Genomic DNA, 25,129 nt, shown 5'->3' with positions numbered 1-25,129 from the left:
TGAAAAGTGTAAGTATAAAAGTCAAAAAGTTAATTTAAAACTTATTTATATAAATTTGAAAAATATTAAGGAGTTAAAATGAAATCAATAGAAGAAAATTTAATGGAAATAAAAAATAATTTAGAAGAAAATATCAAAATAAGTGAATCTAAATTAGATAAAAATAACAAGGATAAGATATGGGTATCCAAGATAAATGGAAAAAGTCGATTTTATCATTTATCTAATGGCGAAAAAAGATATTTATCTGATAATGAGGAAGATAAAAAGAAGTATCTTATTCAACAAGAATACTACAGAAAGTTAAATCTACATAGTAGAGCTCTAATGAAGAAAGTAAATTCTATATTAAAGTATTGTGATAAAAAGAAATTGTTTAATTTTCAACGAAATTTTCATCCTGAAAAAGAAAAATATATTGAACCAATAAATAAAAGCTGGGTAGACCTAGTTGAAGAATGGTATAAAATCCCATTCATCCCAAGTTCGTATAAAAGTGAAAATTTAATTATTCCTACAAAATCAGGGGTTCAAGTTAGACGTCGTATTGAAAAAATAATTGCGGATTATTTATATGATAATAATATTAAATTCAAGTATGAGTGTCCGATATTTCTAAAAAAGAGTAAAAATACTTTATATCCAGATTTTACAGTCTTAAATCCAGCGACTGGTAAGGTCTTGTTAATAGAATATTTTGGGCTTATGGATAATGAAGAATATAGAAATGATGCTTATAAAAAAATAAAAATTTATGAGGACGAAGGATACTTGCATGGAGTAGATTTTATTTACTTTTTCGAATCCGAATCTCATCCCTTAAACCTGAAAAATATTTTTGTCTATCTTAATTTATATATAATTAATCCCGCTAAAGATCTTATCAATTGAAAAGAATCCCATTTTAAGGTAAAATATATAGGCAAGTATGTCAGATAATCGCTAGATATAAATATCTAGAGGAAAGTCCGTGCACCACACAGCAGAATGCCAGATAACATCTGGTGGAGGTGACTCCAAGGATAGTGCAACAGAGATATACCGCCTGGTAATCCAGGTAAGGGTGGAAAGGCGAGGTAAGAGCTCACCAGCATATAGGTAACTATGTGGCTATGTAAACCCCATTCGGTGCAAGATCAAGATAGGATAAAAGTCCTGCAGCTGGCAGGGCCCGGAAGGTAGATTGCTTGAGTCTATAGGCGACTGTAGACCTAGATAGATGATTATCTAATACAGAACACGGCTTATAGACATGCTTGCTAAACTTAATCCAAAAAATTAGGAGTGAGTATGAAATTAAAAATGATGACAGAAAAATTCAAACCTGCTTATGCTACAGAAGGTTCAGCGGGTTTTGATTTATATTGCAACAACAAAGAACCGATAGTAGTAGGACCAAATGAAGTGGCCAAGGTGCCAACAGGCATTAGAGTTTCCATTCCAAAAGGATATTTTGGTGCTGTTTACCCAAGGTCTTCCACAGGTATTAAACATAGGATAACTTTAGCTAATACAGTAGGAATCATTGACTCGGACTATAGGGGTGACATACAGATATTTTTTGTGAATAATTCTGATAAACCTTATACTATAGAACATGGTGAAAGACTAGCTCAAATGGTTATACAACCTTATGTAAAGGTAGATATAGAACTAGTCGATAGTCTTGATGAAACTGAAAGAGGAGAAGGTGGAATAGGTTCCACAGGTAAATAAAGCCAAGGATTAAATTTATATTTAATCCTTTTTTTATAAGGGGAGAATATGTACACAATAGAAACAATTAATAATGGGATTAAAGTTTCTGGTTTAAGAGATTTTAATATTGAACACATCTTTGAATGTGGCCAAGCCTTTAATTGGGAAAAAACTGAAGATAATACTTATATAATAGTTGCTTACAATAAAGTTATAGAGCTTGAAGAAAAAGGTGATGACTTATATATTTACAATAGTAATGAAGAAGATTTTGAGAATATTTGGCACAAGTACTTTGATTTAGATAGGGATTATTCTGAAATAAAAAAAGAATTAGCAAAAACAAAGGCATATAACCTAAATGAAAGTCTTCAAGAGGCTATGGAATTTGGTTATGGAATTAGGATCTTACAACAAGACCAATTTGAAATGATAGTATCATTTATAATATCAGCTAATAACCAAATACCAAGGATAAAAAAATCCATAAAAATTCTATCGGAAACATATGGAGACTTTATTCAGACCTATAAGGGAAATGACTATTATGCCTTTCCTAAGCCTGAAGTTTTAGCATCAGCAGACCCGGAAGAGGTAAAAGAAATTGCTAGAGTTGGATTTAGAAATCAAAGGATTGTCGATGCTGGGCAAGCATTCTTAACAAGGCCAGAGGATTTCTCTCAAGATTTATCAGATGAAGATTTAGGAAATAACTTACTTGAACTTAATGGAGTAGGTCCCAAGGTTAGGGACTGTATACTGCTATTTGGCTACAACAGACCAAAGACCTTCCCAGTAGATGTATGGGTAAAAAGATTGATGGAGACCTTATATATAGGACATGAAATTCCTAATAAAAAGATTTTAGAAAAAGGAACTGAGCTATTTGGTGATTTTAGAGGATATGCTCAACAATATTTATTCTACTATGCAAGAGAAAATAAAATAGGAAAATAAAGATAAGTCAAACAAGGTCAAAAATAACTTTGACTATGTTTGACTTTATGTTATAATAAAATTATCACTCGGGAGTATAGAGTGATAATAAACTTTTAAAAATGAATATAAAAAATAAAATTAATTATAGGGGGAAGTATGAAGATTAAGCCAATAGGACAAAGATTAGTTTTAAAAGAGATACATAAGGAAGAAAAAACTTCTTCAGGTATCATCATGCCTGATTCAGCAGTAGAAAAACCAGAGTTTGCTGAAGTGGTAGAAATATCAAAAGACCTAGATACAGATTTGATTAGAAATGGTGATAAAGTCTTGTATACAAAATATAAGGGAACTAACATTAAAGATGGAGATGATACTTATATAGTAATTGACTTTGAAGATGTATTAGCAGTAGTTGAAGAGTAAGAGTTTAAAGATTAGGAGTTTTTATTATGGCAAAAGATATTAAATATGGATTAGAATCAAGAAAATCTTTAGAAGCAGGTATTAATAAATTAGCAGATGCTGTCAAGGTCACAGTAGGGCCTAAGGGTAGAAATGTAGTTATAGACAAGGCCTATGGTGCACCTTTGATTACAAACGATGGGGTGACTATAGCTAAAGAAATTGAACTAGAAGATAGATTTGAAAATATGGGAGCTCAACTTTTAAAGGAAGTTGCTATAAAAACAAATGATGTAGCGGGTGATGGTACAACAACCGCAACTATTTTAGCCCAAGCTATTGTTAGGGAAGGCTTGAAAAATATAGCAGCTGGCGCAAATCCTGTAATTATAAAAAAAGGTATTGAAGAAGCGGTTAAAATAGTGGTGGAAGAAATTAAATCATTCTCTACACCGGTTGAAACTACAGAAGCCATAGCTCAAGTTGGCGCTATTTCCTCAGCAGATCCTAAGGTTGGACAATTAATAGCTGACGCTATGGAAAAAATTGGCAAGGATGGGGTCATAAGTGTTGAAGAATCAAACACTATGGACACAAATCTATCAGTTGTGGAAGGTATGCAATTTGACAAAGGATACCTATCACCATATATGGTAAGTGATGGAGAAAAGAAAATCGCAGAATTAGAAAATCCATTTATCCTCGTAACAGACAAGAAAATAAATAATATCCAAGAAATCTTACCAGTTTTAGAACAAGTTGTTGAATCATCTAGACCACTATTGATAATAGCCGATGATATAGAGAGCGAAGTGCTCACAACTCTAGTATTAAACAAGCTAAGAGGAACCTTCAATGTGGTAGCTGTGAAGGCGCCTGGATACGGTGAAAATAGGAATGCAATCCTTGAAGATATAGCTGTATTGACAGGTACACAGGTATTTAAAGAAGAATTAAATGATGACTTGAAATTAGTAAAACTAGACCAATTAGGATCAGCTAAAAAGGTAAATGTAGACAAGGATTCTACAACTATCGTAGATGGTTCTGGTTCAAAGGAAAACTTAGAAAACAGAATCAATCACATTAAAACAGATATAAAAAATTCTGATTCAGAATTTGATGTTAAGAGATACCAAGAAAGATTGGCTAAGTTATCTGGTGGTGTTGCTTTAATCCAAGTTGGAGCTGTTACTGAAGTAGAAATGAAGGAAAAGAAACTTAGAATTGAAGATGCCTTAGCTGCAACAAAAGCAGCTGTTGAAGAAGGAATAGTTGCAGGAGGTGGAACTGTTTTAATAGATTCTATAAAATCACTTGATGAATATATCTCAAGCGTAGATGGGGATGAAAAAACAGGAGCCATGATAGTAGCTAGAGCCTTGGAAGAACCTTTAAGACAAATCGCAGAAAATGCTGGTATAGAAGGTGCTATAATAGTAAATGAGGTAAAATCATCAGACAAGGGATTAGGATATGATGCCTTAAATGATAAGTTTGTAGACATGGTAAAGGAAGGGATAGTAGACCCAACCAAGGTTACAAGATCTGCCTTGGAAAATGCTGCATCAATAGCTTCAATGATTTTGACAACAGAAACAGCTATAGCAGATATAGAAGAAGAAAATCCTATGAACCCAATGGCTGGCCAAATGGGTATGGGAATGTAATTTAATAAAGCGTGAAAAAGCAGACTTAGGTCTGCTTTTTTTATGAAAAAACTTACTTTAAATTATTTATAAAACTATAGTATTTATTTATGAAGAATGTAAAAAAGCATGCTAAATAATTGGTAATATAATTCTTTTTTGATAATATAAAAATGTAAACGTATAGCTAATAATAAAGAGAGAATATTATGAAAGAAAAACGAAACTTTTATTTAATACTATTCATTTTAAATATATGTCTAATATTTGCTTTTAACTATTTAGTTTTAGGAGCCTACTATAAGTATAAATATGATTTAGGAACTGACTATTTGCAATTTACTAAAACAAACAAAAGTAAGGATAGCGATTTTTCATTTTTGTTAGACTATGAAGACCTATCTCTAGTTGCTGAAACAAATAAAGATGATTCTGTGGTTGCCCTATATGACCCTTCTATGTACTATTATACAAGTTCATCGAAAATAATTTCACCGCAAGATTTAAGATATTTTTCAAAAGATGACTATATAAATAAAAAAAATGTTTCTATGCTTCTAGCTGATCTGGAATCTATATTTAATGGAAAAATAGACGAAAAATTACATGGATTTGAAGATAAATATAACACAAACATTATAAATGTTTTAGCTGATAATTCTGCAATTGCTATTGAGAATAAAAATTTAAAATTAATAAAAAATTTATTTTCTGTAAACACTTCTGATATAGACCATATCTATATGAGAAATCATCCTAAGGAAAAAGAGAGTGATCTAATATCACATTTTGAGCAAGCTGGATTTAAGCAAAATAAAGACAGTCTATTGCAGCTATTAGAAAGATTTATAGTGATGAATTGGAATACAAGTCTTTACACACGTGCAATACTTCTGTCTCTTGGGATAATTTATATGATACTTATATTTTTCACAGAAATTTATAGTAGAAGATTAAAAAAAGATGTTTTGATTAGCAGGATATATGGGGCAAGTTTAAAAGACTATATTAACTTGCATCTAAAGGACCATATAACAAAAGTTTTTTTAGGACTCTTAGTATCGACAATACTGACTATTTTTTACTTTGAAATAATTGGAAATAGGCAAATAAAGTTAGACTTTATAATAGTTTCCTTTGTATCAGTATTGTTTATTACATCCTTTATATCTATTTTTAAAATAATTAAATATTTTAAGATGAAACTTCCTCAAAGGGGGGAATTATGAGTACAAGTACAATCAAATTAGCTTTTAGAGATATAAAAAATATGTATAAATCATTTATATATTTGCTTATTATTTTATCTGGCTTTTCTTTTTTGTTCATCCCCTTGTTCTCATCTATTTATCATAATTATATAAATGAAAATGAACTTAAGCCATCACCTTTTAAGGTTCACTATGCACCAGTAGTAACGTCCCTAGAAAATAATGATGATTTGTCGAAATTAACTAAAGATTTAGATAAATTATATGCTAAAGATGTGTTTACTTATTTTAATAGTAGTAAACTTTCTGAAGATTTTGGCTATCATACTTATATAGTAGATGGCAGGGGGATAAAGGATTTAGATAATTCCTTTTATTGGATAGTGGCTCAGAAAGTAGATAAAGAAAGTATAGAAAAATATACAAATGAATATAAAATAGACAATTCTATAGAGAAGATGAACTTTTTATCAAAATTTACTCACCTTGAAAAGGAAGAATTATCTACACTTTATAACATTTTAAAGGTTGAAGATTCAAAATGGCAAGATTTTCAAGCTTATGATATAAAGAAAAATGAAATTATGGAAATTGTAGACCATAGCAAGCTTCAAGATGAATTATTAAAAGATAAGGTATACGAAAAGATGAAGACTATATTCAAGGGTAGCTTTTTATCTGTTGCTATGCAGGTAGCTACAGAAAGTGTTTCTGAAGAGTACTTCATATTAACTTATATGGTTCCTTATGTAATCTTTTTATTAGCACTGCTTGTGGCTGTATTTGTCTATTTTTATAATAATTTATTTACAGAGTTAGAAAAAGAATATGATATTCATTATATATTTGGAGCAAAAAATAAGGATATATTTCTAAGAAATCAAATTTTGATAATATCTATACTTTTTATAAATTTTGCTTTGATGAATTATCTTAATGGATTTAATATCGACCATAGATTTACCATTATAGCCTGCGTTACTATGTTTTATTATATAATTTTTACTATAAATCTATTGCATCAAATATATAAGAAAAATCAAAGAGGAGTCTTGAATGCTAGAGCTTAAAAATATCAATAAAATTTTTAATAAAGATTATGATAATCAAACTATTATTTTAAATCAGGCCGATTTTAAAGTTAATAAGGGAGACAAGATACTTATTAGTGGAGAAAATGGTATAGGAAAGACAAGTCTTTTAAAAATATTAGCTACTTACGATCTTGATTTTGAGGGGACCTATTTAATAAATGGGAAAGATGTAAAAGACATGACAGAAGGAGAATTAGCAAAAATAAGAAATGAAATGTTTGGATTTATTTTTCAAGATTACTTTCTTCTAGAAGATGAAAGTACCAAGTACAATATTGAAATTCCCCTACTTTATTCAAAAAAATATAAATCTAGCGAAAAAAAAGAACGCTTTGACAAACTAATTGATGAATTTGAACTTAATAAAAAGTTGAAGCAAGCTGTTAAGACTATGTCTGGAGGGGAAAGACAAAAGATAGCTATTTGCAGGGCTATTATAAATGATCCTGAAATTTTAATTTTAGATGAACCTACAGCAGCCTTAAATCCTAGATTCAAAGAAAAGTTTTATGAATATATTTTTACCAACATCAAAGACGAAACCACCCTCATATTGGTAAGTCATGATACTAGATATTTTGATTCAAAGATATTTAAAGAATATAAATTTGTTGATGGAAAATTGTATTTGAGTTAGTTATATAATTTTTTTGTTATTGATTTAATAGTTAAAAATCCTTTTTCGTTGCCATAAATGATGTTAACGAAAGAGGATTTTTTTATTATAACTAAACATGGTTAACACCTAGAATGCATTAAAAGACAAGAGATTAAGATTTCTTGTCCTATATATTACATTTATGTTATAATTTATTTATAAATGTATGGAAGAGGTATAGATTTGAAAATATTATTAGTAAACTCTGACCAAGACTTTATAGACAATTTCAAATATAGTTTTAAGACTGAGGATTATGCAATCACTTCTACTAAAACTATAAAAGAGGCTATAGATGCCTTTAGTAAATATCATTATGATTTAGCAATTATAGACATGAAATATAAAGATGGTACAGGTTTAGATTTAAAAAGACAAATGAATGAAGTCCGTAATATTCCTACAATAGTAGTATCAGAAACGAAGGAAGCAAATGAAGTTGTTTTAGCCTTAGAATATGGTTGTGATGACTATATTGTGAGACCTTTTTATTTACTTGAGCTTAAGGCTAGGATTAGGTCAGTATTGAGAAGAAGTATACCAAATAAACCTACAAATGAAAATTCAAATAGCAAACAAATAAATACTGTGAAAACAGGTGACTTTGAATTTAATATGCTAGGTAGAAAGGTTAGAATAAATACAACCGACATAGAATTAACTGGTAAAGAATTCGACCTGTTGTTTATCCTAGTTACAAATAAGGATAAGATATTTACTAGACAAGAACTAGCCCAAGAACTATGGGAAGGTGTTGGGGAGTCTAACATAAGAACTGTTGATGTTCATATTAGAAGGCTTAGAGAAAAGCTTACACCAAGTGATACATATAAATATATAAAGACAGCCTGGGGTGAAGGTTACTACTTTAATGATGACGAATAAGGAGGTCCTATGTCAGAGAGTATAAAATGGGATTTAACTAGTATATACGAATCAGATGATAAGGCTTATGAAGATTTAAAAAATATACAAAAAGATGTAGACAAATTAAATGAATTAAAGAAGAATCCAAAAGAAAATTTAACAGATTTAATTATTTTAGAAAGTGATTTTTCTAGAAAAATTGAAAAATTATATGCTTATTCACACTTGAAAAAAGACGAAGACTCAAATGTGGCTAAGTACCAAAGATTAGATAAGGAAGTTTTAAATCTAGTTAATGAATTTTCTACAGGTATTTCATTTTTAAATCCTTTACTTTTATCTTTAACTAATGAAGAAATAAAAAAATTAGAAAATGAAAAGAGATTAAAAGACCATGACTTATATCTTGAAAGGATTTTAAGGTATAAAGATCACACTTTGTCTGATAAGGAAGAGGCTGTACTATCTACCTTGTCATCTGCAAGGTCTACAGCGTCAAATGTATACTACTACTTAACAAATTCCGATATGGAATTTCCATATCTAGAAGATTTTGATACAAAAATTACCAATGTAAATTTTGTCCAATTACAACAAGCAGAAGATAGAGAATTAAGAAAACAAGCTTTCGAAGCTTACTATAAAACTTACAATCAATTTGGAAATACTATAGCTCAAGCTTATTATTCACATATTGATAACCTGGTTAAGATAGCTAAATTAAAAGGTTATGAAAATGTTAGACAAATGTTTCTATTTAGGGATGATGTAGAAGAGAAAGTCTATGATGCTCTTATAGAATCAGTTCATAACAATTTAGACTATTTACAAAAATATTATGAAATTAAAAAGAGAGCTTTGGGGCTAGAAGACCAACACATGTATGATGTTTACATGCCAATATCAAGTGACTTTGATAAGAAATATACTTTTGAAGAAGCTAAAGATTTAGTTATAGAGTCTGTAAAACCTTTAGGTGAAGAATACGTTGACAACTATAAAAAGGCTTTCGAAGAAAATTGGATAGATGCAGATATTAGAGAAGGCAAAAGGGGTGGAGCATATTCATCAGGATCTTATGATACCAAACCATTCATCCTAATGAACTTTGATGGAAGCCTATCTTCAGTCTTTACTTTAGCTCATGAAATGGGACATTCATTGCATTCTTACTATGATAGGAATACAAATGACTACCTACATTCAGGCTATACAATTTTCGTAGCTGAAGTTGCTTCTACCTTCAATGAAGCTCTATTATTAGACTTATTGATGGATAGAGCTGAATCAGAAGAAGAAATGATTTACCTAACAGACTTTTATATAAACAACTATAAATCAACAGTATTTAGGCAAACAATGTTTGCTGAATTTGAAAGAGAAGTTCATTCAAAAATAGAGAATAAAGAAGTTTTAACAAAGGATGATTTTTCAAAGATATACCATGACTTAAATAAAAAATACTTTGGAGATTCGATAATTTCTGATGAAGAAATAGCCTATGAATGGATGAGGATACCTCACTTCTATTCAAACTTCTATGTATACAAATATGCAACCGGATTCTCGGCTTCATCAATACTATCTAAAAGAGTATTGGACGGCCAAGAAGGAGCTGTGGAAGATTATATTAAGTTCCTAAAAGACGGGGCAAACCACTTCCCAATTGAGCAACTTAAGATTGCTGGGGTAAATATGTCAAAACCAGAAACTGTAAATCAATCACTAGATATATTTAGAAATCTAGTTGATAAATTAGATAAGTTAATAAAATAAAAATATAAACATTTTATAAGGGGGAAAAAATGGCGCAAGCAAAGGTAACAAATAGATATAGATTTTCAGCAAGAGGACAAGTATTTACATTTTATGCAAATAGTAAAGAATTATTAGCAGTAGATGTAAACCACAGTGAAAATGTGGATTTAGAAGGTCCATTCTTAACAAAATCAAATGAAATCATTGATAAAGCAATTTCACAAATCAATGACTTTATACATGGTGAAAGAAAAACTATTGATCTACCATTTGTTGAAAATAAGAGCAAACATAACAAAGAAATCAAGGATGCTTTATCTGGAAAATAATTAAGAGGTAATATGGGAAATATAGTCAAAGTTAGCTTGTTAGCTACAAGTGACATACATGGCTTTTATCTTCCCTGGGATTATGCGAAAGATGAAGAAGTAGAGACTGGTGGTTTAGCCAGGATAAGTACAATAATAAATAAGATTAGAGAAGAAAATCCCCATACTGTCGTTATTGACAATGGGGATTTAATTCAGGGAAATAGTGCTGAATACTTCTTGTCTGATAAAAAATATCCAGGCATAGAAGCTATAAATTTAATAAAATATGACATCTATAATATGGGAAACCACGAGTTTAACTTTGGCATGGATCATTTAAACCAGGCTATAAAAGACTTTAATGGTGTATCCATGATGGGAAATATTTATAAAAAAGGTGAAGATTTCAGGTATTTAAAAGCTATTTATTATAAGGAAATAGCTGGAGTGAAAATAGCCTTTATTAGTCTAAATACTCCTTTGGTAAGAGTTTTTGAAGCCAAAAGAGGAAACCTAGACGATTACACAGTTACAGATGCGGAAAAAGAATTAGAACTTATACTAAGTCAGCTAGAAGATGTTGATGCAGTTATAGGTCTATTTCACATGGGTAAAATGAATGAAAATGATATTCCTTTTACAGGGGTGAAAGATTTAATAGAGAATGTAGATGGAAGCCATAGAATTGCTGGAATTTTTGCAGGTCACATGCACAAAAAATTAATAGAAAAAATTAATGACACCTATATTTTAGAACCAGGTGCCTATGGACAAGCACTTTCTAGAATAGACTTATACTTCGATTTGGATAAAACTCAGAACAGACTTATCGATATAAATGCAAAACTTATAGATATAAACAAGGACATAGACCAAGATTCTGAAGTTATAAAGGCTATGGAACCATACCACAAGAGATTGAGGGCTTATATAAATGAAATCCTTGGTTATTCAGATATAGCCTTGGATGATGAAGATAAAATCAAAGGTATCCCACAAACCAGGATAAGTCAAAGTAAATTGGGAGATTTTTTTACTGACCTTATGTTGTATTATTCAAAGGCGGATATAGTTGCCTACCATTTTGACAACTTCTATCCAAATATAAAATCTACAACCATTAAAAGAAAAGACTTATACAATGCCTACAGGTATGCTGGAGGTGAAATAAGTAAGTTTGTAATAAGTGGAAAAGAATTAAAGGCTTACATGGAGTGGTCAGCTGGATATTTTAATGGCTACCAAGATGGAGATGTGACTTTATCTTTTGATAAAGATAGGGCCATGAGCAAATATTCTACATTTGATATGTTTGGAAATTTAAACTATGAAATTGATTTAAGGCAAGAGGTTGGGAACAGGATAAAAAATATCTGTAAAGCTAATGGTCAGTCTATCAATGATGACGACCAAATAGTTATAGGTATGAATAAGTATAGGATGGACTTTTTATGTTCGTCTAGAGGTCCTTTAGCTGGTAAAGATATAAGACCTATCTGGTCTTCAATGGCAGATGAAAATATTGCAAAACCTGGAAATATAAGGTCTTTAGCTATAAGTTTTTTAGACAAACAAGAAAATAAAACTTATAAGCATAAAAGAAGGGCTAAGTGGAATATCAAGACTGCAGATGAAAATACTGAATTAGTAGATGCAGCGATAGCTTTAATCAATAGTGGAGATTTATTACTATATAAAGACGAAGATGGTAATAATGATTTAACAAGGTCTATCAACCTATATAAGGACTTAGAAGACTATCAGCTTGATAAGTTAAAAGAAAAGTATGATATAGGGTCTGCTAAAACTTTAATTGATGTCTTAGATATTATTAGAGAAAGTAAGAGATAATCAAAATATGAAAATTATAGTTAAATATTAGCCTTTATATTTTATAAAAACCTTTTCAAACTTAGAAATATCCTATATAATATAGGTGCAAGTATGCTATAAAAATATTTAGGAGGTTATATGTTAGAAATTTTCTATTTTGTTATGATTAGTGTTTTCTTGATTTGGGCATGGTCGAAAATGACTGGTATAATGAATGAGTATATATAGGAAATATCAACATATATTAAAAGAAAGTGATTGAAAACCAATCACTTTCTTTTTTTATGCTTAACCTAGTGCTACGTCTAATACCATCATGAGTGTAAATCCAGCTAAAAAAGCTAAGGTTGCAGAATCAGTAAAACCAGATTCTTGAGATTCAGGTATCAACTCTTCAACAACTACGAAAATCATAGCGCCTGCTGCAAAAGATAGGCCGTATGGTAGTAGTGCTGTAATTTGTGTAACAGCCCAGGCACCGAGAACGGCACCTATTGGTTCGATTATTGCGGATAATTGTCCTAAATTAAAGGCTTCTTTTTTACTTTTACCACCTGCTAGAATAGGTAGGGATAGGGCTGAACCTTCAGGGAAGTTTTGCAGGCCTATACCAATTGTAAGAGCGATAGCTCCAGACATACTTGCAAGTCCCGGTTGAGCAGCTGCAGCAGCATAAGCTACACCCAAGGCCATACCTTCTGGGAAGTTATGGATAGTAACTGCTAAAAATAGCATGGTATTTTTACCTAATTTACTATCATTTATATCAAAGTCCCCATGGTCAGCACTGGTATGTAAGTGTGGAATTACTTTATCTAGTATTCTTAAAAATATACCACCTAGTAAAAATCCTATAGCTGCAGGCATCCATGCTGGTAAAGGACCACTTTCTCCATATTCTACATGTGGAGACCATAGCGTTGATACAAAAGACGTAAATTTAGAAATCCTGCATTTTAAGCAGTTTTATAAGCATTTTGTCTTCGATAAAGATGAAGAAGGATATGTAAAAAAGACTCAAAAAAACTACATGGATGTAAGAGTAGTTTTGAGACTAGTATGAGGAAACACAAAAAATATAATAACTCATTTTGTACTTTCTACAAGAGTAGCTTATAAGGCTGCTCTTTTTTTCTAAAAAGTTGGTACATATAAATTTTAAATATTACGAATAATACAAAATCTAATTTCCGAAAAGCAGAAGTCCAGACTTCCGAAAATCGGAATTCAAGAACTCCGAATATCGGAGAGTAACTATAATAATATTAGTAATATTGAGTTAAGAAAGAATAATTTTAGAAAAGGATTAAGGATTCGTTACATCCTTTTCAAAATATTAAAAATTCACAAGCCAACTTTACATATTCGCTTTTATAATATATAATAAAAGCGTAAACGAGAGGAGGCGGACTATGAATACACTTAAAGAATATATACAAGAAAATTTAGTAATCACCAACAAAGAAGCAGAAGAACTTGGATATACTAGGCATAATCTATCAGAATTAACAAAAAATGGACAATTAGAAAGATTAAGACCGGGACTATATCAATTAAAAGGAAAAGTAATAGACGATTTTGTTTTAATATCATCCAATAGTAACCGAATTATATTTTCCCATCAAACAGCTCTATACCTCTACGATCTATCAGATAGGACTCCAAATGTATTTCATATATCTGTACCCCAAGGCTACAATGCCAGCCATATCAAAAAGAGGTACGAAGATCTACAAGTTCACTATGTAAAAAAAGACTTATATGAAATTGGAAAGACAGAAATAAAATCACCCCAAGGCAATGTTATACCAGTTTACGATATTGATCGAACAATTTGCGATATCATAATCGATAGAGAAAGAATAGATAAGCAAATTTTTACAGAAGCCATAAAAAGATACTTTAAATCATCAAATAAAAATCTAAGACGACTCATAAAATACAGTAGACTATTTAAAATAGAAGATGAAATTAGAAAATACATGGAGGTATTATCGAAGATTTAATTTTCAAAGGTTGTATTGAAGGAGATGAACAAAATCTTATTGAGACACATAAAAGAATTAACATTATAACGTTTGCAGTAGATGCATTAAATTAGCAGAAAAAACCAAAGAGTTTGAAAATGGAGCTATCATATATTACACAAGGAAAGTCCGCAAAGAAAAAATTTTATAAGTGACTAAAAAACTAGATAAAAGAAGTGGTTTCAACTTATATAAAGTAAGATGATTCTAATATCAAGGACGAAGAAGCAATAAAAATTCAACATTATAAAAATATACAAATTTTAAAGGAGAAGAGTAAATATGGAATGGGATGAATTTATTGATAAAGTAAAATTTATATTGAGAAGATTTAATAAAGAATTTAATATAGATTATAGCGAAGATAGTATTAGTTATATTGTGGGTGAAAAAAGTTTTGAATTTAGTAAATCTGACTATAATAATATTAGTAATGATGCAATGAAATCGGATTTGTCACAATTTACAGTATCAAATAATAATAGTTATGAAGTTATTATTTATCAAACAAATAAAATGATTCGAAGACTTTTGCCATATAAATTTGAGGAACGAATAATATCTACTAATATTAAAGATTCCATGAATAATATAGAATATAAATTTCAAGAAATATCAGATGTAATGGTATGGAACATTATTAAAGAAATAGACTTGGAAAGTTTAAAAAGAACTTTTATGATTTTTCCTCCTAGATTGCGAGAAGATGAAGGTGAAAATTTTTTTAATTTATTAAGAGTTTGTTTTAGAAATCCTTATTCATTAATTGTTTCATATAATAAAGATATTGATAAAAATAAACTTAATGATTATATTAATTCGTTTTTATTTAACTTTTGCTATAATTATGGATATTCCTTCAGGATTATGAATAGCTTAGATGAATTATTAAATATTAGGTATAGGAATAAAAATAGCTCTTACAAAAGTGAAGAGTTAGATGCACCAAGATTATTATATAAACAAGATTTAACAGAACAGTACCATATGGCGGTCTCTTCAGAAGATCCGTTTGTACAATTCATAGGATTTTATCATATTATGGAATATTTTTATGAAGAAATATATAAAGAAGGTGTTGTTAATAATGTTAAGGAAATATTGTTAGATCCGGGATTTTCTACAAAAAGAAAAAAAGATATAATGAAACTTGTAGATTTAATTAATAAAAAGAGAACTGAAAGTACAGTAGGAAGTGAATTGGAAGCACTGGAATTAACATTAAGAAAGTATATAGATATTGAAAAGATAATAGAAAAATTGAATGAAATTGATAAAGATATTATAGAATACTATAAAAACAATAAGGTTAATTTTTCAAATGGAGATGCAATAGATTTAATAGGAGACAAAAAACATATATTTAAGAAGTTGGCTAATAGAGTATATAAAACTAGAAATTCACTTGTTCACAGCAAGTCTAATAAAGTTAGATCGAATGAAAGAGGAATTTATAAACCTTTTAAAGATTCTAAAGCCTTATTAAAGGAAATACCATTACTTAAAGTGATATCAGAAGAGATTATTATAAAATCAGCGAGTGAATTATAGTATAATAAATTTAAGAGAAGATACATAAGACTAAAAGGTCTTGTATCTTCTTTTATGGAAGTATTGTCTTTTATGGAAGTATTGTCAAATTGATAGTGTAAAGAGTTTGTGTATCATCCCTACTGATATGAGGTATTTTTGTAATTGCCATACTAATCACCAGAACTTTCTTTTGATTTATTAAGAAGTAGGGAATGAATCTGCCATATTTCTCTTGATAAATTTTCTATTTGCTTATTCATTGATTCAATTTCATTTTTGTAAATAACACCAGTTGTATTAGTTGTTTTTGCAATCTGGTTTATGTTATTTGTTGCATTCGAAAGTAGCCATTGTAGGTTTCTAAATGGCTCTAAATCTACAACATAAATCTCTTTTTCTAATACACATTTTCTAAGAAAATGGGACATTGTTTTGCAATTAGCAAGTTTCATTTTCTTTTCAAAAACTTCTTTTTCTTCTTTAGTTAGTTTTATTTCTATTCTTTCATTTCTAAATCTATTTGCCATTTTATTCTCCTTTATAAAATATATTTCGGGGTCTTAGGGTTCTCCCTAACAAGGTAAAAATTAAAAAAATGGAGCATTCCGTAAAGGGCTGCTCCATTAATTTTTTCGTAAGTGTCCGTACACTTACTGTGCTTGCTATTAAAGTTATAAGCGTTAAGCGTTTATTCAGTTTTATTAATTATACCGCATTTAAATAAATTAATAAAGAAGTATAAGCGAAGCTATTGACAATGATTATCAGTGCTGATACAATAATACCGACAAGAGTGTCGGTTTGGAGGTTATTTATGAAATGAAAATGGAAGCTGATGAAAGAAAAAAGCAGATTAGACAAGCGGCTATGAAAGTATTTTTGGACAAAGGGTTTAGAAATACAGTTATGAATGACATTATGGAAGCTACTGGGCTTTCTAGAGGTGGTTTGTATCATCATTATGGTTCTACGCATGAAATCTTATACGACATTATTATGGAAGGTAATTTAAATAGAAAAGATATTGTTCAAAAATCAAGTTACGATGAAGGATTAATATTAAGTCCACAATTGTTTTCAAGAATGATTATAGACAAGATACTTGCGGATAGCGATTATGTAAAGCTTTATGTTATGTTTTTATGTGAGTTAAAAGAAAATGATGATCTGAGAGAACTATATGTGAAAATAAAAAAAGAGTCCATACAAGTATTTAAAGAATTGTTTTCTACTTTGTTTAATGAGTTACCTTCTGATGATACATTTGAATTTATGATTAATATTATAAATTCTGGATTGATGGCTTGCGAAATTTTGAATGCACGTGAGAATTTTACAAAAAATAAGATATATCTAACTGAAATGATAGAGACTTATTTTACAAATGTAATGAAAAAAGATGATGAAAGGAGTTAAATTTATGGATCTATTAAAAAATTACATTAAGAGAAATAAAGCACCATATTTTATTTCTGTCTTGTTTGCAATACTTGGAGTAATTTCAAATCTTTTTGTATATATTATTCTAAGTAAGATGATTATATCATTAATTGATGGTAGCCAAGATTTTTATTACTATATAAATAAAATTTTCTTTATACTTTTATGTCTTATAATCAAAGAAGTGTTTATGTTTTTGTCAACAATGATTTCTCATAAAACAGCCTATAAAATAATACGAGATATAAGAAAAAGCCTTATGGAAAAATTATTTAATATGCCATTAGGAGATATATTGAATGAATCTACTGGTAAGTTAAAAGACATAATTGTAAATCAAGTCGATAATACTGAAACAACATTGGCTCATATGATACCTGAGATGACAGCTAATTTAGTCGGACCTATAATATTATTTGTTTACATGTTAATTTTAGATTATAGACTAAGTTTAATATCTTTAATTCCATTAGTTATTGGTGGATTTTTTATGACAGGGCCGATGAAAAGAATGAAGGTAAAGTTTCCACAAGCAGTTAAAATTGGCCAAGATATGAATAATTCCGTGGTTGAATATATAAATGGAATAGAGGTTATTAAAACATTTAATCAAGGCGAAAAATCTTATAGAAAATACAGGGACAATGTGTATAAAAAGGCAAATTACTATTATGATTGGATGGGAGAAAATACAAGAGACTATGCGATAAGTATGTCTATTGCTCCAGTTGGTATTTTGACAATTATACCATTTGGTTTATATTTCTGTATGAATGGTTCACTAGATGGTGGTGTATTTTTAACATTGATAATCCTTTCTTTTGGGACTATCCAAAATATTATGAGAGTAATGACTTTTGAAGATGATATTGGAAGAATGTCAACTATTTTCGAAGAGATTAAAAATATACTTTCTGCGAGAGAATTATCTCATAAAAATGAAAATTTGGATATAAAAAATTATAATATAGAGATAAAAAACGTAGATTTTTCTTATGAAAAAGATAAGCAAGTCCTAAACAATATAAATATAAATATAGAAGAAGGAAGTGTGAATGCTTTAGTAGGCGAATCGGGTTCGGGAAAGTCGACTATTGCAAAACTAATTTCAGGATTTTGGGATGTAGATAGTGGTTCTATAAGCATAGGAAATGTAAATATTAAAGATATGTCCCTTGAAAAGTTATCTACTGTTATTTCCTATGTAGCACAAGATAATTTTCTTTTTGATATGTCAATTAAAGATAACATCAGAATAGGAAATAAAAATGCCAGTGATGAGGAAATAATTGAAGTATGTAAGAAAGCAGCCTGCCATGATTTTATAATGAAGTTGTCAGATGGATATGATACAAGAGTAGGAGAAGCTGGTAAACATTTGTCTGGAGGAGAAAGGCAAAGAATATCAATTGCAAGAGCTATGATAAAGAATGCTCCAATAGTTATTTTAGACGAGGCTACCTCTTATATCGATCCTGAAAATGAAGCCTTGATTCAAGATGCAATATCAGAGCTTGTCAAAGGGAAAACTCTAATTATAATTGCCCATCGTTTAAAGACAATAACAGATGTAGATAATATATTTGTAATTAAAAATGGAGAACTTGCATGTAAAGGAAGTCATGAAGAGCTTTTGAAGGAATCAAAAGATTATCATGATCTTTGGGAAACTGCCTTGAAAGGAGAAGAAAATGCTTAGTGTTTTTAAAAAAATATGGAATTTTTCTATTGAAGAACAAGTGTATATAAAAAAATCAATCTTTGCTAATTTTTTCGGTTCTATTTTTAATGCTCTACAATTTGCAGCCATTTATTATGCGATTTTTGGGATAGTAAACAAGGATATAAGTTTCAAAACAATAGGAATATCATGTTTATTTTTATTAATTAGTATAGCTGGAGTAATTATTTCAAAAAATTCCTCTATGCTCAAACAAACACATGCTGGATATTTTATGGCTGGACACAAGAGAATTGAATTAGGTGAAAAAATAAAAAAAGTTCCCATGGGATTCTTCTCAAGTTTAAGTTTAGGAAATTTAACAACTATTGCGACTACTAACTTAGATAATGTAGAGACTTGGGTTCCAACTTTGTGTATTATGGTTTTCGGTGGCATGCTTAATGCTATTGTTTTTATCTTATCCTTATTTTTGTTTTCTTATAAGGTAGGTATTGTAGCAATAGTTGGTTCTATTGTATTTTTAATGATCATTGCTCGTATGCAAAAAAGGTCAAGTAAAAATGCAGATAAGATTCATGAGATTCAGGTATCACTTACCAAAGAAGTCTTATCAACATTGCAAGGAATGCAAATTATAAAATCATATAATCTTGGAGGAAACAATAATAAGAAACTTGACAAGAGCTTAGATAGTGCTAGTGAATATTCTTTTGATTTAGAAAAAACTATAATGCCATATAGTTTATTAGCTAAAATCATAATAGCTATAACAATTTGTTTGATGTTGTTTATTTCAATAAAATTATATTTTGTTGAAAATGGTCAAATAGTCAATACTATTATGATACTTATAGCAAGTTTTGTAATATTTGACGGACTTATTACATCTGGATCTGCTATTGCAATGCTAAGAATGGTTGAGAATGCAATAGATTCTTATTCTTATGTAAATGATATGGAAGATATGAAAGAAGGAAGTATTACAGAGCCAATAAAAAATCACAACATAGTCTTTAAAAATGTATCATTTTCCTATGATGATAGACCAATTTTAAAAAATGTATCAGCAGAGATAGAAGAAAATACTATGACTGCTATTGTTGGACCATCTGGATCTGGTAAGACAACATTTTGTAATCTTATTGCAAGATTTTGGGATGTAAAATCTGGCGAAATTTTAATAGGTGGAAAAAATATTAAGGATTATAATATAGAAAATCTTATGAACTCAATTTCCATGGTATTTCAAGACGTCTATCTCTTCGAAGACACTATTGAAAACAATATAAAATTTGGAAAACAAAATGCAAGCCAAGAAGAAGTAGTTGAAGCTGCAAAGAAGGCAAGGTGCCATGAATTTATAGAAGCTTTACCAGAAGGATATGACACTATAATCGGAGAAGGTGGAGCAAGTCTATCTGGCGGAGAAAAACAAAGAATTTCCATAGCTAGAGCCATGCTAAAAGATGCAGATATAATTATCTTTGATGAAGCAACTGCAAATATAGACCCAGAAAATGAAGATAAGCTTAAAGAAGCAATAGAATCATTAACAAAAAATAAGACAGTAATTATGATTGCCCACAGACTAAAGACAATAAGAAATGCTGACCAGATTTTAGTCTTAAAAGATGGAGAAATAGTAGAACGTGGAAATCATGAAGAACTGATTAAAAATAATGGACTTTATTCTGATCTTATTAATGCAAAAGCTAAGGCAGAATCATGGAAATTAAATAATTGATGGAAGAAAGATTTAAAGTCTTTAAACAGTAAAATTTAGATTAGAGGATTTATGCCTATGTGCATAAGTCCTCATTTTTTATGTTCAAATTAATCATTAAAACTCAAAAATACAATAAACAATAAAAATTCTGGTTACCAAAGAGGACAAATTTCACTATATAAAGTGAGGGGTATTTTGTCATCTTTCTATAAAAATCCAAATACTTTGAAGTGTGAAGATTCTTGAAATTGATTATGTGAGATTAGTATATGTCAAATTTAATCCACTTATCAAGGTAAAAAAATAACTTACATAGGAGGTAAAATGCAAGCAATAAAGATTTATAGTATGAGAGTTGCTATGTTATGTAGACTTTATGATCTTAAATTAATTAATGATAAGGAATATAGAAAAATTAAGAACAGGTTAGAAAATGATTATAAGAATATGGATAGAAAGTAGTTAATCTTGTGATATAATAACACTGTAGAAAGATACAAAATGGGAAGGAGGTAAAATGAATACTAAAGTAAAAGTAATAAAAGCTTCAAATACAGGAGCAAGAAATAGAAATGCACTGCATTTAGATTTAAAACGAGTTGCAGCATATTGTCGAGTTAGCACTGATAGTAAAGACCAACTTGAATCATATAAATCGCAAGTTGATTATTACACAAATCTAATAAAAAATAATAAAAACTGGACTTTAGCTGGTATATATGCAGATGAAGCAACAACAGGAACAACTGCTACTAAAAGAGTAGATTTCATGAGGCTAATTAGTGATTGTCAAAATGGAGATATAGACATGATAATTACTAAATCTATATCAAGATTTGCTAGAAATACATTAGATACCTTAAAGTATGTAAGACTATTAAAGGAAAACAATGTTGGTGTAGTATTTGAAGAAGAAAATATAGATACTTTGACAATGGATGGAGAGCTATTACTAACAATATTAAGTTCAGTAGCTCAACAAGAAGTAGAAAATACCTCAGCCCATGTAAAAAAAGGACTGAAAATGAAAATGGAAAAAGGGGAGCTTATTGGTTTTCAAGGTTGCCTTGGATACGATTATGACCCTACAACAAAAAGTATCTCTATAAATGAAGAAGAAGCCAAAATTGTCAGATACATCTTTAAAAGATATTTAGAGGGCAATGGCGGATCAGTCATTGGCAGGGAACTAGAAGAGCAAGGATATCTCACCCCGAGAGGTAAAACAAAATGGTCTGATACTACAGTGTTAGGAATAATTAAGAATGAAAAGTATATTGGCGATATACTAATGGGAAAGACCTTCACAGTTGATCCCATAACAAAAAGAAGGCTAGCAAATTTTGGAGAATCTGATAAATACCACATTGAAAATCATCACGATCCAATTATATCAAGAGAAGACTTTGAAAAGGCACAGGAGATTAGACTCAGAAGAGCACAAAACAGAAACACCATTGCTAATAAGGATAGGAAAAGAGAAAAACTATCAAGACAATATGCTTTTTCAAGTATGCTTGAATGTGGATTTTGTGGCGAAATACTTTCAAGAAGAACTTGGCACACAAGTTCAATTTACAAAAAAATTAACTGGCAATGTGTAAGGTCAACAAAAAAAGGTAAAAAATATTGCCCTCATTCAAAGGGAATACAAGAAGCGGCAATAGAAAAAGCATTTGTTGAAAGCTATAGGCAATTATGCCATGCAGATTCAACAGTAATAGATGACTTTTTAAAAATTGTAGAAGAAGAAATAAATGATAATACTTTAGTCAAAGATTTGAAAAAGTTAGAAAACCAATTAAACAGAGTCATTAGTTAAGAAAGAAAGTTAGTTGATCTTCATTTAGAAGATAGTATAGACGAAGAAGTTTATGTTAAAAAGTATAAAAAACTGACAAAGCAAAAAGAAGAATTACTTGATGAAAAGAAAACACTTGAACTAACGATAAAAGATGAAGACTCTATTAAAGAAAGATTAAAGCAATTTAAAAAGGTGTTAGAGAATAGAGAAGTTATAGAGGAATTTAACAGAACAGTATTTGAAAGCATAGTTGATAAAGTCGTGGTTGGAAGAATTGACAAAGACGGAACAGTTCATCCATATGACTTAACATTCTATTTCAAAACAGGAGTTAAAGATAGTCAAGATTCTAATAATTTTAAAGATAAAAGAAAAAATGCCAAAGACGATGACATTAATAAATTGTGTTCCTACAAGAATGACGAGGATAAAAAATTATGTTCCCAAGCAAAAGACAACACAGCTGGATCAAGTAGAGACCAAAATGATGCTGCAGTCATCACTCCTGCTGCTAATCCTTGTATTATAGCAAGAAACTTATCATCCATTTTTCTTACAAAAAACACCACAGCAGCTCCAAGGGCTGTACAAGCCCAGGTGAAAATACCAGCCATTAGTGCTTGTAAGATTGGATTTATTCCTAAAAACCATTCATACATAATTAACTCCTTTTGTTTTTAACATACTCATTATACTGAACTTATTAAAGTTTTACAATTTCATTTATAAATTCAATTTTTAGTGGTAAGATATATAACAAGACAGGAGGAATTATGAAATTTAATGATTTACAATACAAAAGACCAGATTTTGACCAAGACTTAGAAAGTTTAAATCAATATCTAGATACTTTAGAAAATGCAGAAAATTCAGAAGAATTTTTCGAAGCCCATAAAAAATATGAAGATAAAATGGCTCAATTTGCAGAAATGTATACAATAGCCTACATAAGAAATTCAATTGATACAAGGGATGAGTTTTATGAAAAAGAGGTAGAAGCTTTTGATCAAATCATTCCTAAATTTTCACAAGCTGGAAATAGGCTTCAAAATATCAGATTAAAATCTCAATTTAGAAAAGAATTTGAAGATAAGTATGGTACAAACATCACTAAAACTGATGAATTGCAAAAAAATATCTTCAAACCTGAAATCATGGAAGATAGGGTGGAAGAAGCAAAGTTGACTCAAGAATACCAAAAATTAACGGGTACAGCAGAGTTTGAATTTGAAGGAAAAACCTACAATCTTTCAAGTTTTTCACCAGTCCTACAAGACAAGGATAGGGCTAGAAGAAAAGCTGCCCAAGAAACTATGACCAAATGGTTTGAAGAAAGAAAAGAAGATTTTGATAGGATTTATGATGAATTGGTAAAAATCAGAACAAGAATAGCCAACAAATTAGGCTTTGATTCATACATTGATGTAGCCTACAGATCTTTTGGTAGAACCGATTGGGATAGAGATGATGCTAAAAATTATAGGGACCAAATTTACATATATATTGTACCGCTAGCACAAAAATACTATAAAGAACAAGCTAAGAGAATCAGTATTGAAGATATGAAATATTACGATTTAAATCTAAATTTCATAAGTGGAAACCCTACACCAAAGGGGGATGAAAATCATTTAGTTAAATTAGCTAAAGACATGTATGCTGAACTTTCGCCAGAAACTGAAGAATTCTTCAATAAAATGGTAGAAAATGAAATGATGGACTTAAGTTCTAAGGCGGGTAAGGCACCAGGTGGCTATATGACATCTCTACCTGTAACAAAACTACCTTTCATATTTGCAAATTTTAATGGAACTGCCCATGATGCTGAAGTTTTAACCCATGAAGCCGGTCACGCCTTCCAAGGTTACCTTGTAAGGAATGTTTATCCATCAGACAACCAATCAGCATGTATGGAAATCATGGAAACTCATTCCATGTCAATGGAATATTTTACACACCCTTGGATGAAAGAATTCTTCAAAGAAGATACTGAAAAATTCCTATATAACCATGTAGTTGGATCTATCCAATTCTTACCTTATGGTGCTTCAATTGACGAGTTCCAAGAATGGGTATATGACAATCCACAAGCAAGCCCACAAGAAAGAAATACTAAGTTTAGACAAATCCAAAAGAAATATAATCCTGAAATAGATTATGAAGATAATCATTTCATGGAAGAAGGTAGAAGATGGCAAAGACAAGGTCATGTTTACTCATCACCTTTCTATTACCTAGACTATACAATAGCCCAAGTAAATGCCTTCCAATTCTTTGTAATGGATATGGAAGACCACAAGGATGCATGGGAAAAATACCTAGACTTATGTAAACTTGGTGGTAAGTATGGAACAAAAGAAACTATAGAAAAGGTTGGATTAAAAAATCCATTTGAAGAAGAAACCTTTAAGTATATAGTTCCTAAATTGGAAGAATATATAGAATCATTGGATCATTCAAAAATTAAATAGAATAAAAGTAAAAGCTATGAA

General features: G+C 29.9%; 21 protein-coding genes, 1 other RNA gene and 1 pseudogene. 21 read left to right on the top strand and 2 right to left on the bottom strand.

Annotated elements, in window-relative coordinates:
* The first annotated feature begins 78 nt into the window (after positions 1–78).
* The 13 genes from C4Q29_RS02580 (at position 79) to C4Q29_RS02520 (ending at position 12,441) form a co-directional block, all read left to right on the top strand.
* Positions 79–891, top strand: a complete 813-nt coding sequence (locus C4Q29_RS02580) for a hypothetical protein (protein WP_103981270.1) — start codon at positions 79–81, stop codon at positions 889–891.
* Between the two features lie 32 nt (positions 892–923).
* An RNA gene (rnpB, locus tag C4Q29_RS02575) (RNase P RNA component class A) lies at positions 924–1,263 on the top strand.
* A gap of 27 nt (positions 1,264–1,290) precedes the next feature.
* Entirely contained in the window at positions 1,291–1,716 is a 426-nt protein-coding gene (dut, locus tag C4Q29_RS02570) for a dUTP diphosphatase (RefSeq protein WP_200813104.1), read from the top strand.
* Positions 1,717–1,764: 48 nt separating this feature from the next.
* Positions 1,765–2,655: a DNA-3-methyladenine glycosylase family protein gene (locus C4Q29_RS02565; RefSeq protein WP_103981268.1), complete on the top strand. Its 891-nt coding sequence runs from the start codon at positions 1,765–1,767 to the stop codon at positions 2,653–2,655.
* Between the two features lie 138 nt (positions 2,656–2,793).
* Positions 2,794–3,063 carry a co-chaperone GroES gene (locus C4Q29_RS02560; protein ID WP_103981267.1) on the top strand — a complete coding sequence of 90 codons (270 nt, stop codon included), beginning with the start codon at positions 2,794–2,796 and terminating at the stop codon, positions 3,061–3,063.
* 26 nt (positions 3,064–3,089) lie between these two features.
* Positions 3,090–4,712 carry a chaperonin GroEL gene (gene groL, locus C4Q29_RS02555; RefSeq protein WP_103981266.1) on the top strand — a complete coding sequence of 541 codons (1,623 nt, stop codon included), beginning with the start codon at positions 3,090–3,092 and terminating at the stop codon, positions 4,710–4,712.
* A 188-nt stretch (positions 4,713–4,900) separates the two neighbouring features.
* Entirely contained in the window at positions 4,901–5,920 is a 1,020-nt protein-coding gene (locus tag C4Q29_RS02550) for a hypothetical protein (protein ID WP_103981265.1), read from the top strand.
* The gene (locus C4Q29_RS02545; RefSeq protein ID WP_103981264.1) at positions 5,917–6,972 is read left to right on the top strand and encodes a hypothetical protein; all 1,056 of its coding nucleotides are present in this window, start codon (positions 5,917–5,919) and stop codon (positions 6,970–6,972) included. The genes C4Q29_RS02550 and C4Q29_RS02545 overlap by 4 nt, the downstream gene beginning before the upstream one ends.
* Entirely contained in the window at positions 6,959–7,633 is a 675-nt protein-coding gene (locus tag C4Q29_RS02540) for an ABC transporter ATP-binding protein (protein ID WP_103981263.1), read from the top strand. Before C4Q29_RS02545 ends, C4Q29_RS02540 begins: the two co-directional genes overlap by 14 nt.
* A gap of 204 nt (positions 7,634–7,837) precedes the next feature.
* Positions 7,838–8,539 (top strand): response regulator transcription factor, encoded by a 702-nt coding sequence (locus tag C4Q29_RS02535; RefSeq protein ID WP_159459190.1) that lies wholly within the window; start codon positions 7,838–7,840, stop codon positions 8,537–8,539.
* 9 nt (positions 8,540–8,548) lie between these two features.
* Positions 8,549–10,297: an oligoendopeptidase F gene (gene pepF / locus C4Q29_RS02530; RefSeq protein ID WP_103981261.1), complete on the top strand. Its 1,749-nt coding sequence runs from the start codon at positions 8,549–8,551 to the stop codon at positions 10,295–10,297.
* Between the two features lie 29 nt (positions 10,298–10,326).
* Positions 10,327–10,608 carry a hypothetical protein gene (locus C4Q29_RS02525; RefSeq protein WP_103981260.1) on the top strand — a complete coding sequence of 94 codons (282 nt, stop codon included), beginning with the start codon at positions 10,327–10,329 and terminating at the stop codon, positions 10,606–10,608.
* A gap of 12 nt (positions 10,609–10,620) precedes the next feature.
* Complete coding sequence (locus C4Q29_RS02520; RefSeq protein ID WP_103981259.1) at positions 10,621–12,441, top strand: bifunctional metallophosphatase/5'-nucleotidase; 1,821 nt, start codon at positions 10,621–10,623, stop codon at positions 12,439–12,441.
* 270 nt (positions 12,442–12,711) lie between these two features.
* Here C4Q29_RS02520 and C4Q29_RS02515 read toward each other — a convergent pair whose 3' ends face one another.
* On the bottom strand, positions 12,712–13,290 hold the full coding sequence (locus C4Q29_RS02515; RefSeq protein ID WP_103981258.1) for a ZIP family metal transporter: 579 nt from the start codon (positions 13,288–13,290) through the stop codon (positions 12,712–12,714).
* A gap of 545 nt (positions 13,291–13,835) precedes the next feature.
* Here C4Q29_RS02515 and C4Q29_RS02510 point away from each other — a divergent pair.
* Both C4Q29_RS02510 and C4Q29_RS02505 read left to right on the top strand, forming a co-directional pair.
* Complete coding sequence (locus C4Q29_RS02510) at positions 13,836–14,429, top strand: type IV toxin-antitoxin system AbiEi family antitoxin domain-containing protein (RefSeq protein ID WP_103981257.1); 594 nt, start codon at positions 13,836–13,838, stop codon at positions 14,427–14,429.
* 303 nt (positions 14,430–14,732) lie between these two features.
* Entirely contained in the window at positions 14,733–16,001 is a 1,269-nt protein-coding gene (locus C4Q29_RS02505; protein ID WP_103981256.1) for a hypothetical protein, read from the top strand.
* Positions 16,002–16,153: 152 nt separating this feature from the next.
* Here C4Q29_RS02505 and C4Q29_RS02500 read toward each other — a convergent pair whose 3' ends face one another.
* Positions 16,154–16,510, bottom strand: coding sequence for a plasmid mobilization protein (locus C4Q29_RS02500; RefSeq protein WP_103981255.1), 357 nt, complete (start codon positions 16,508–16,510; stop codon positions 16,154–16,156).
* Positions 16,511–16,802: 292 nt separating this feature from the next.
* On the opposite strand from C4Q29_RS02500, the gene C4Q29_RS02495 reads away from it, so the two are divergent.
* The 6 genes and pseudogenes from C4Q29_RS02495 to C4Q29_RS02470 all read left to right on the top strand — a co-directional run bounded on the left by C4Q29_RS02495 (position 16,803) and on the right by C4Q29_RS02470 (position 25,108).
* Positions 16,803–17,399 (top strand): TetR/AcrR family transcriptional regulator, encoded by a 597-nt coding sequence (locus C4Q29_RS02495; RefSeq protein ID WP_103981254.1) that lies wholly within the window; start codon positions 16,803–16,805, stop codon positions 17,397–17,399.
* Between the two features lie 4 nt (positions 17,400–17,403).
* Positions 17,404–19,122, top strand: a complete 1,719-nt coding sequence (locus C4Q29_RS02490; protein ID WP_103981253.1) for an ABC transporter ATP-binding protein — start codon at positions 17,404–17,406, stop codon at positions 19,120–19,122.
* On the top strand, positions 19,115–20,851 hold the full coding sequence (locus C4Q29_RS02485) for an ABC transporter ATP-binding protein (protein WP_103981252.1): 1,737 nt from the start codon (positions 19,115–19,117) through the stop codon (positions 20,849–20,851). Before C4Q29_RS02490 ends, C4Q29_RS02485 begins: the two co-directional genes overlap by 8 nt.
* Positions 20,852–21,157: 306 nt before the next feature.
* Positions 21,158–21,295, top strand: a complete 138-nt coding sequence (locus tag C4Q29_RS06370) for a hypothetical protein (RefSeq protein WP_200813103.1) — start codon at positions 21,158–21,160, stop codon at positions 21,293–21,295.
* A 55-nt stretch (positions 21,296–21,350) separates the two neighbouring features.
* Positions 21,351–23,105: pseudogene (locus tag C4Q29_RS02480) on the top strand (recombinase family protein); the annotation flags it as partial.
* A 305-nt stretch (positions 23,106–23,410) separates the two neighbouring features.
* The gene (locus C4Q29_RS02470; RefSeq protein ID WP_103981250.1) at positions 23,411–25,108 is read left to right on the top strand and encodes a M3 family oligoendopeptidase; all 1,698 of its coding nucleotides are present in this window, start codon (positions 23,411–23,413) and stop codon (positions 25,106–25,108) included.
* The last annotated feature ends 21 nt before the right edge of the window (positions 25,109–25,129 follow it).

The sequence above is a fragment of the Helcococcus massiliensis genome, assembly GCF_900258485.1.
GTDB classification, from domain to species: Bacteria; Bacillota; Clostridia; order Tissierellales; family Peptoniphilaceae; genus Helcococcus; species Helcococcus massiliensis.
Note: the sequence above shows the minus strand (reverse complement) of the source record. Positions and strands in the feature narration are given on the sequence as shown.

Excerpts from the sequence above, each read along its gene's own strand:
- C4Q29_RS02505 (WP_103981256.1), top strand. The coding sequence starts at position 14,733 with ATGGAATGGGATGAATTTATTGATAAAGTAAAATTTATATTGAGAAGA.
- C4Q29_RS02495 (WP_103981254.1), top strand. The coding sequence starts at position 16,803 with ATGAAAATGGAAGCTGATGAAAGAAAAAAGCAGATTAGACAAGCGGCT.
- pepF (WP_103981261.1), top strand. The coding sequence starts at position 8,549 with ATGTCAGAGAGTATAAAATGGGATTTAACTAGTATATACGAATCAGAT.
- C4Q29_RS02540 (WP_103981263.1), top strand. The coding sequence starts at position 6,959 with ATGCTAGAGCTTAAAAATATCAATAAAATTTTTAATAAAGATTATGAT.
- C4Q29_RS02550 (WP_103981265.1), top strand. The coding sequence starts at position 4,901 with ATGAAAGAAAAACGAAACTTTTATTTAATACTATTCATTTTAAATATA.
- C4Q29_RS02500 (WP_103981255.1), bottom strand. The coding sequence starts at position 16,510 with ATGGCAAATAGATTTAGAAATGAAAGAATAGAAATAAAACTAACTAAA.
- C4Q29_RS02485 (WP_103981252.1), top strand. The coding sequence starts at position 19,115 with ATGCTTAGTGTTTTTAAAAAAATATGGAATTTTTCTATTGAAGAACAA.
- C4Q29_RS02525 (WP_103981260.1), top strand. The coding sequence starts at position 10,327 with ATGGCGCAAGCAAAGGTAACAAATAGATATAGATTTTCAGCAAGAGGA.
- C4Q29_RS02515 (WP_103981258.1), bottom strand. The coding sequence starts at position 13,290 with ATGCCTGCAGCTATAGGATTTTTACTAGGTGGTATATTTTTAAGAATA.
- C4Q29_RS02560 (WP_103981267.1), top strand. The coding sequence starts at position 2,794 with ATGAAGATTAAGCCAATAGGACAAAGATTAGTTTTAAAAGAGATACAT.
- C4Q29_RS02520 (WP_103981259.1), top strand. The coding sequence starts at position 10,621 with ATGGGAAATATAGTCAAAGTTAGCTTGTTAGCTACAAGTGACATACAT.
- C4Q29_RS02545 (WP_103981264.1), top strand. The coding sequence starts at position 5,917 with ATGAGTACAAGTACAATCAAATTAGCTTTTAGAGATATAAAAAATATG.
- C4Q29_RS02565 (WP_103981268.1), top strand. The coding sequence starts at position 1,765 with ATGTACACAATAGAAACAATTAATAATGGGATTAAAGTTTCTGGTTTA.
- C4Q29_RS02510 (WP_103981257.1), top strand. The coding sequence starts at position 13,836 with ATGAATACACTTAAAGAATATATACAAGAAAATTTAGTAATCACCAAC.
- C4Q29_RS02490 (WP_103981253.1), top strand. The coding sequence starts at position 17,404 with ATGGATCTATTAAAAAATTACATTAAGAGAAATAAAGCACCATATTTT.
- C4Q29_RS02580 (WP_103981270.1), top strand. The coding sequence starts at position 79 with ATGAAATCAATAGAAGAAAATTTAATGGAAATAAAAAATAATTTAGAA.
- dut (WP_200813104.1), top strand. The coding sequence starts at position 1,291 with ATGAAATTAAAAATGATGACAGAAAAATTCAAACCTGCTTATGCTACA.
- groL (WP_103981266.1), top strand. The coding sequence starts at position 3,090 with ATGGCAAAAGATATTAAATATGGATTAGAATCAAGAAAATCTTTAGAA.
- C4Q29_RS02470 (WP_103981250.1), top strand. The coding sequence starts at position 23,411 with ATGAAATTTAATGATTTACAATACAAAAGACCAGATTTTGACCAAGAC.
- C4Q29_RS06370 (WP_200813103.1), top strand. The coding sequence starts at position 21,158 with ATGCAAGCAATAAAGATTTATAGTATGAGAGTTGCTATGTTATGTAGA.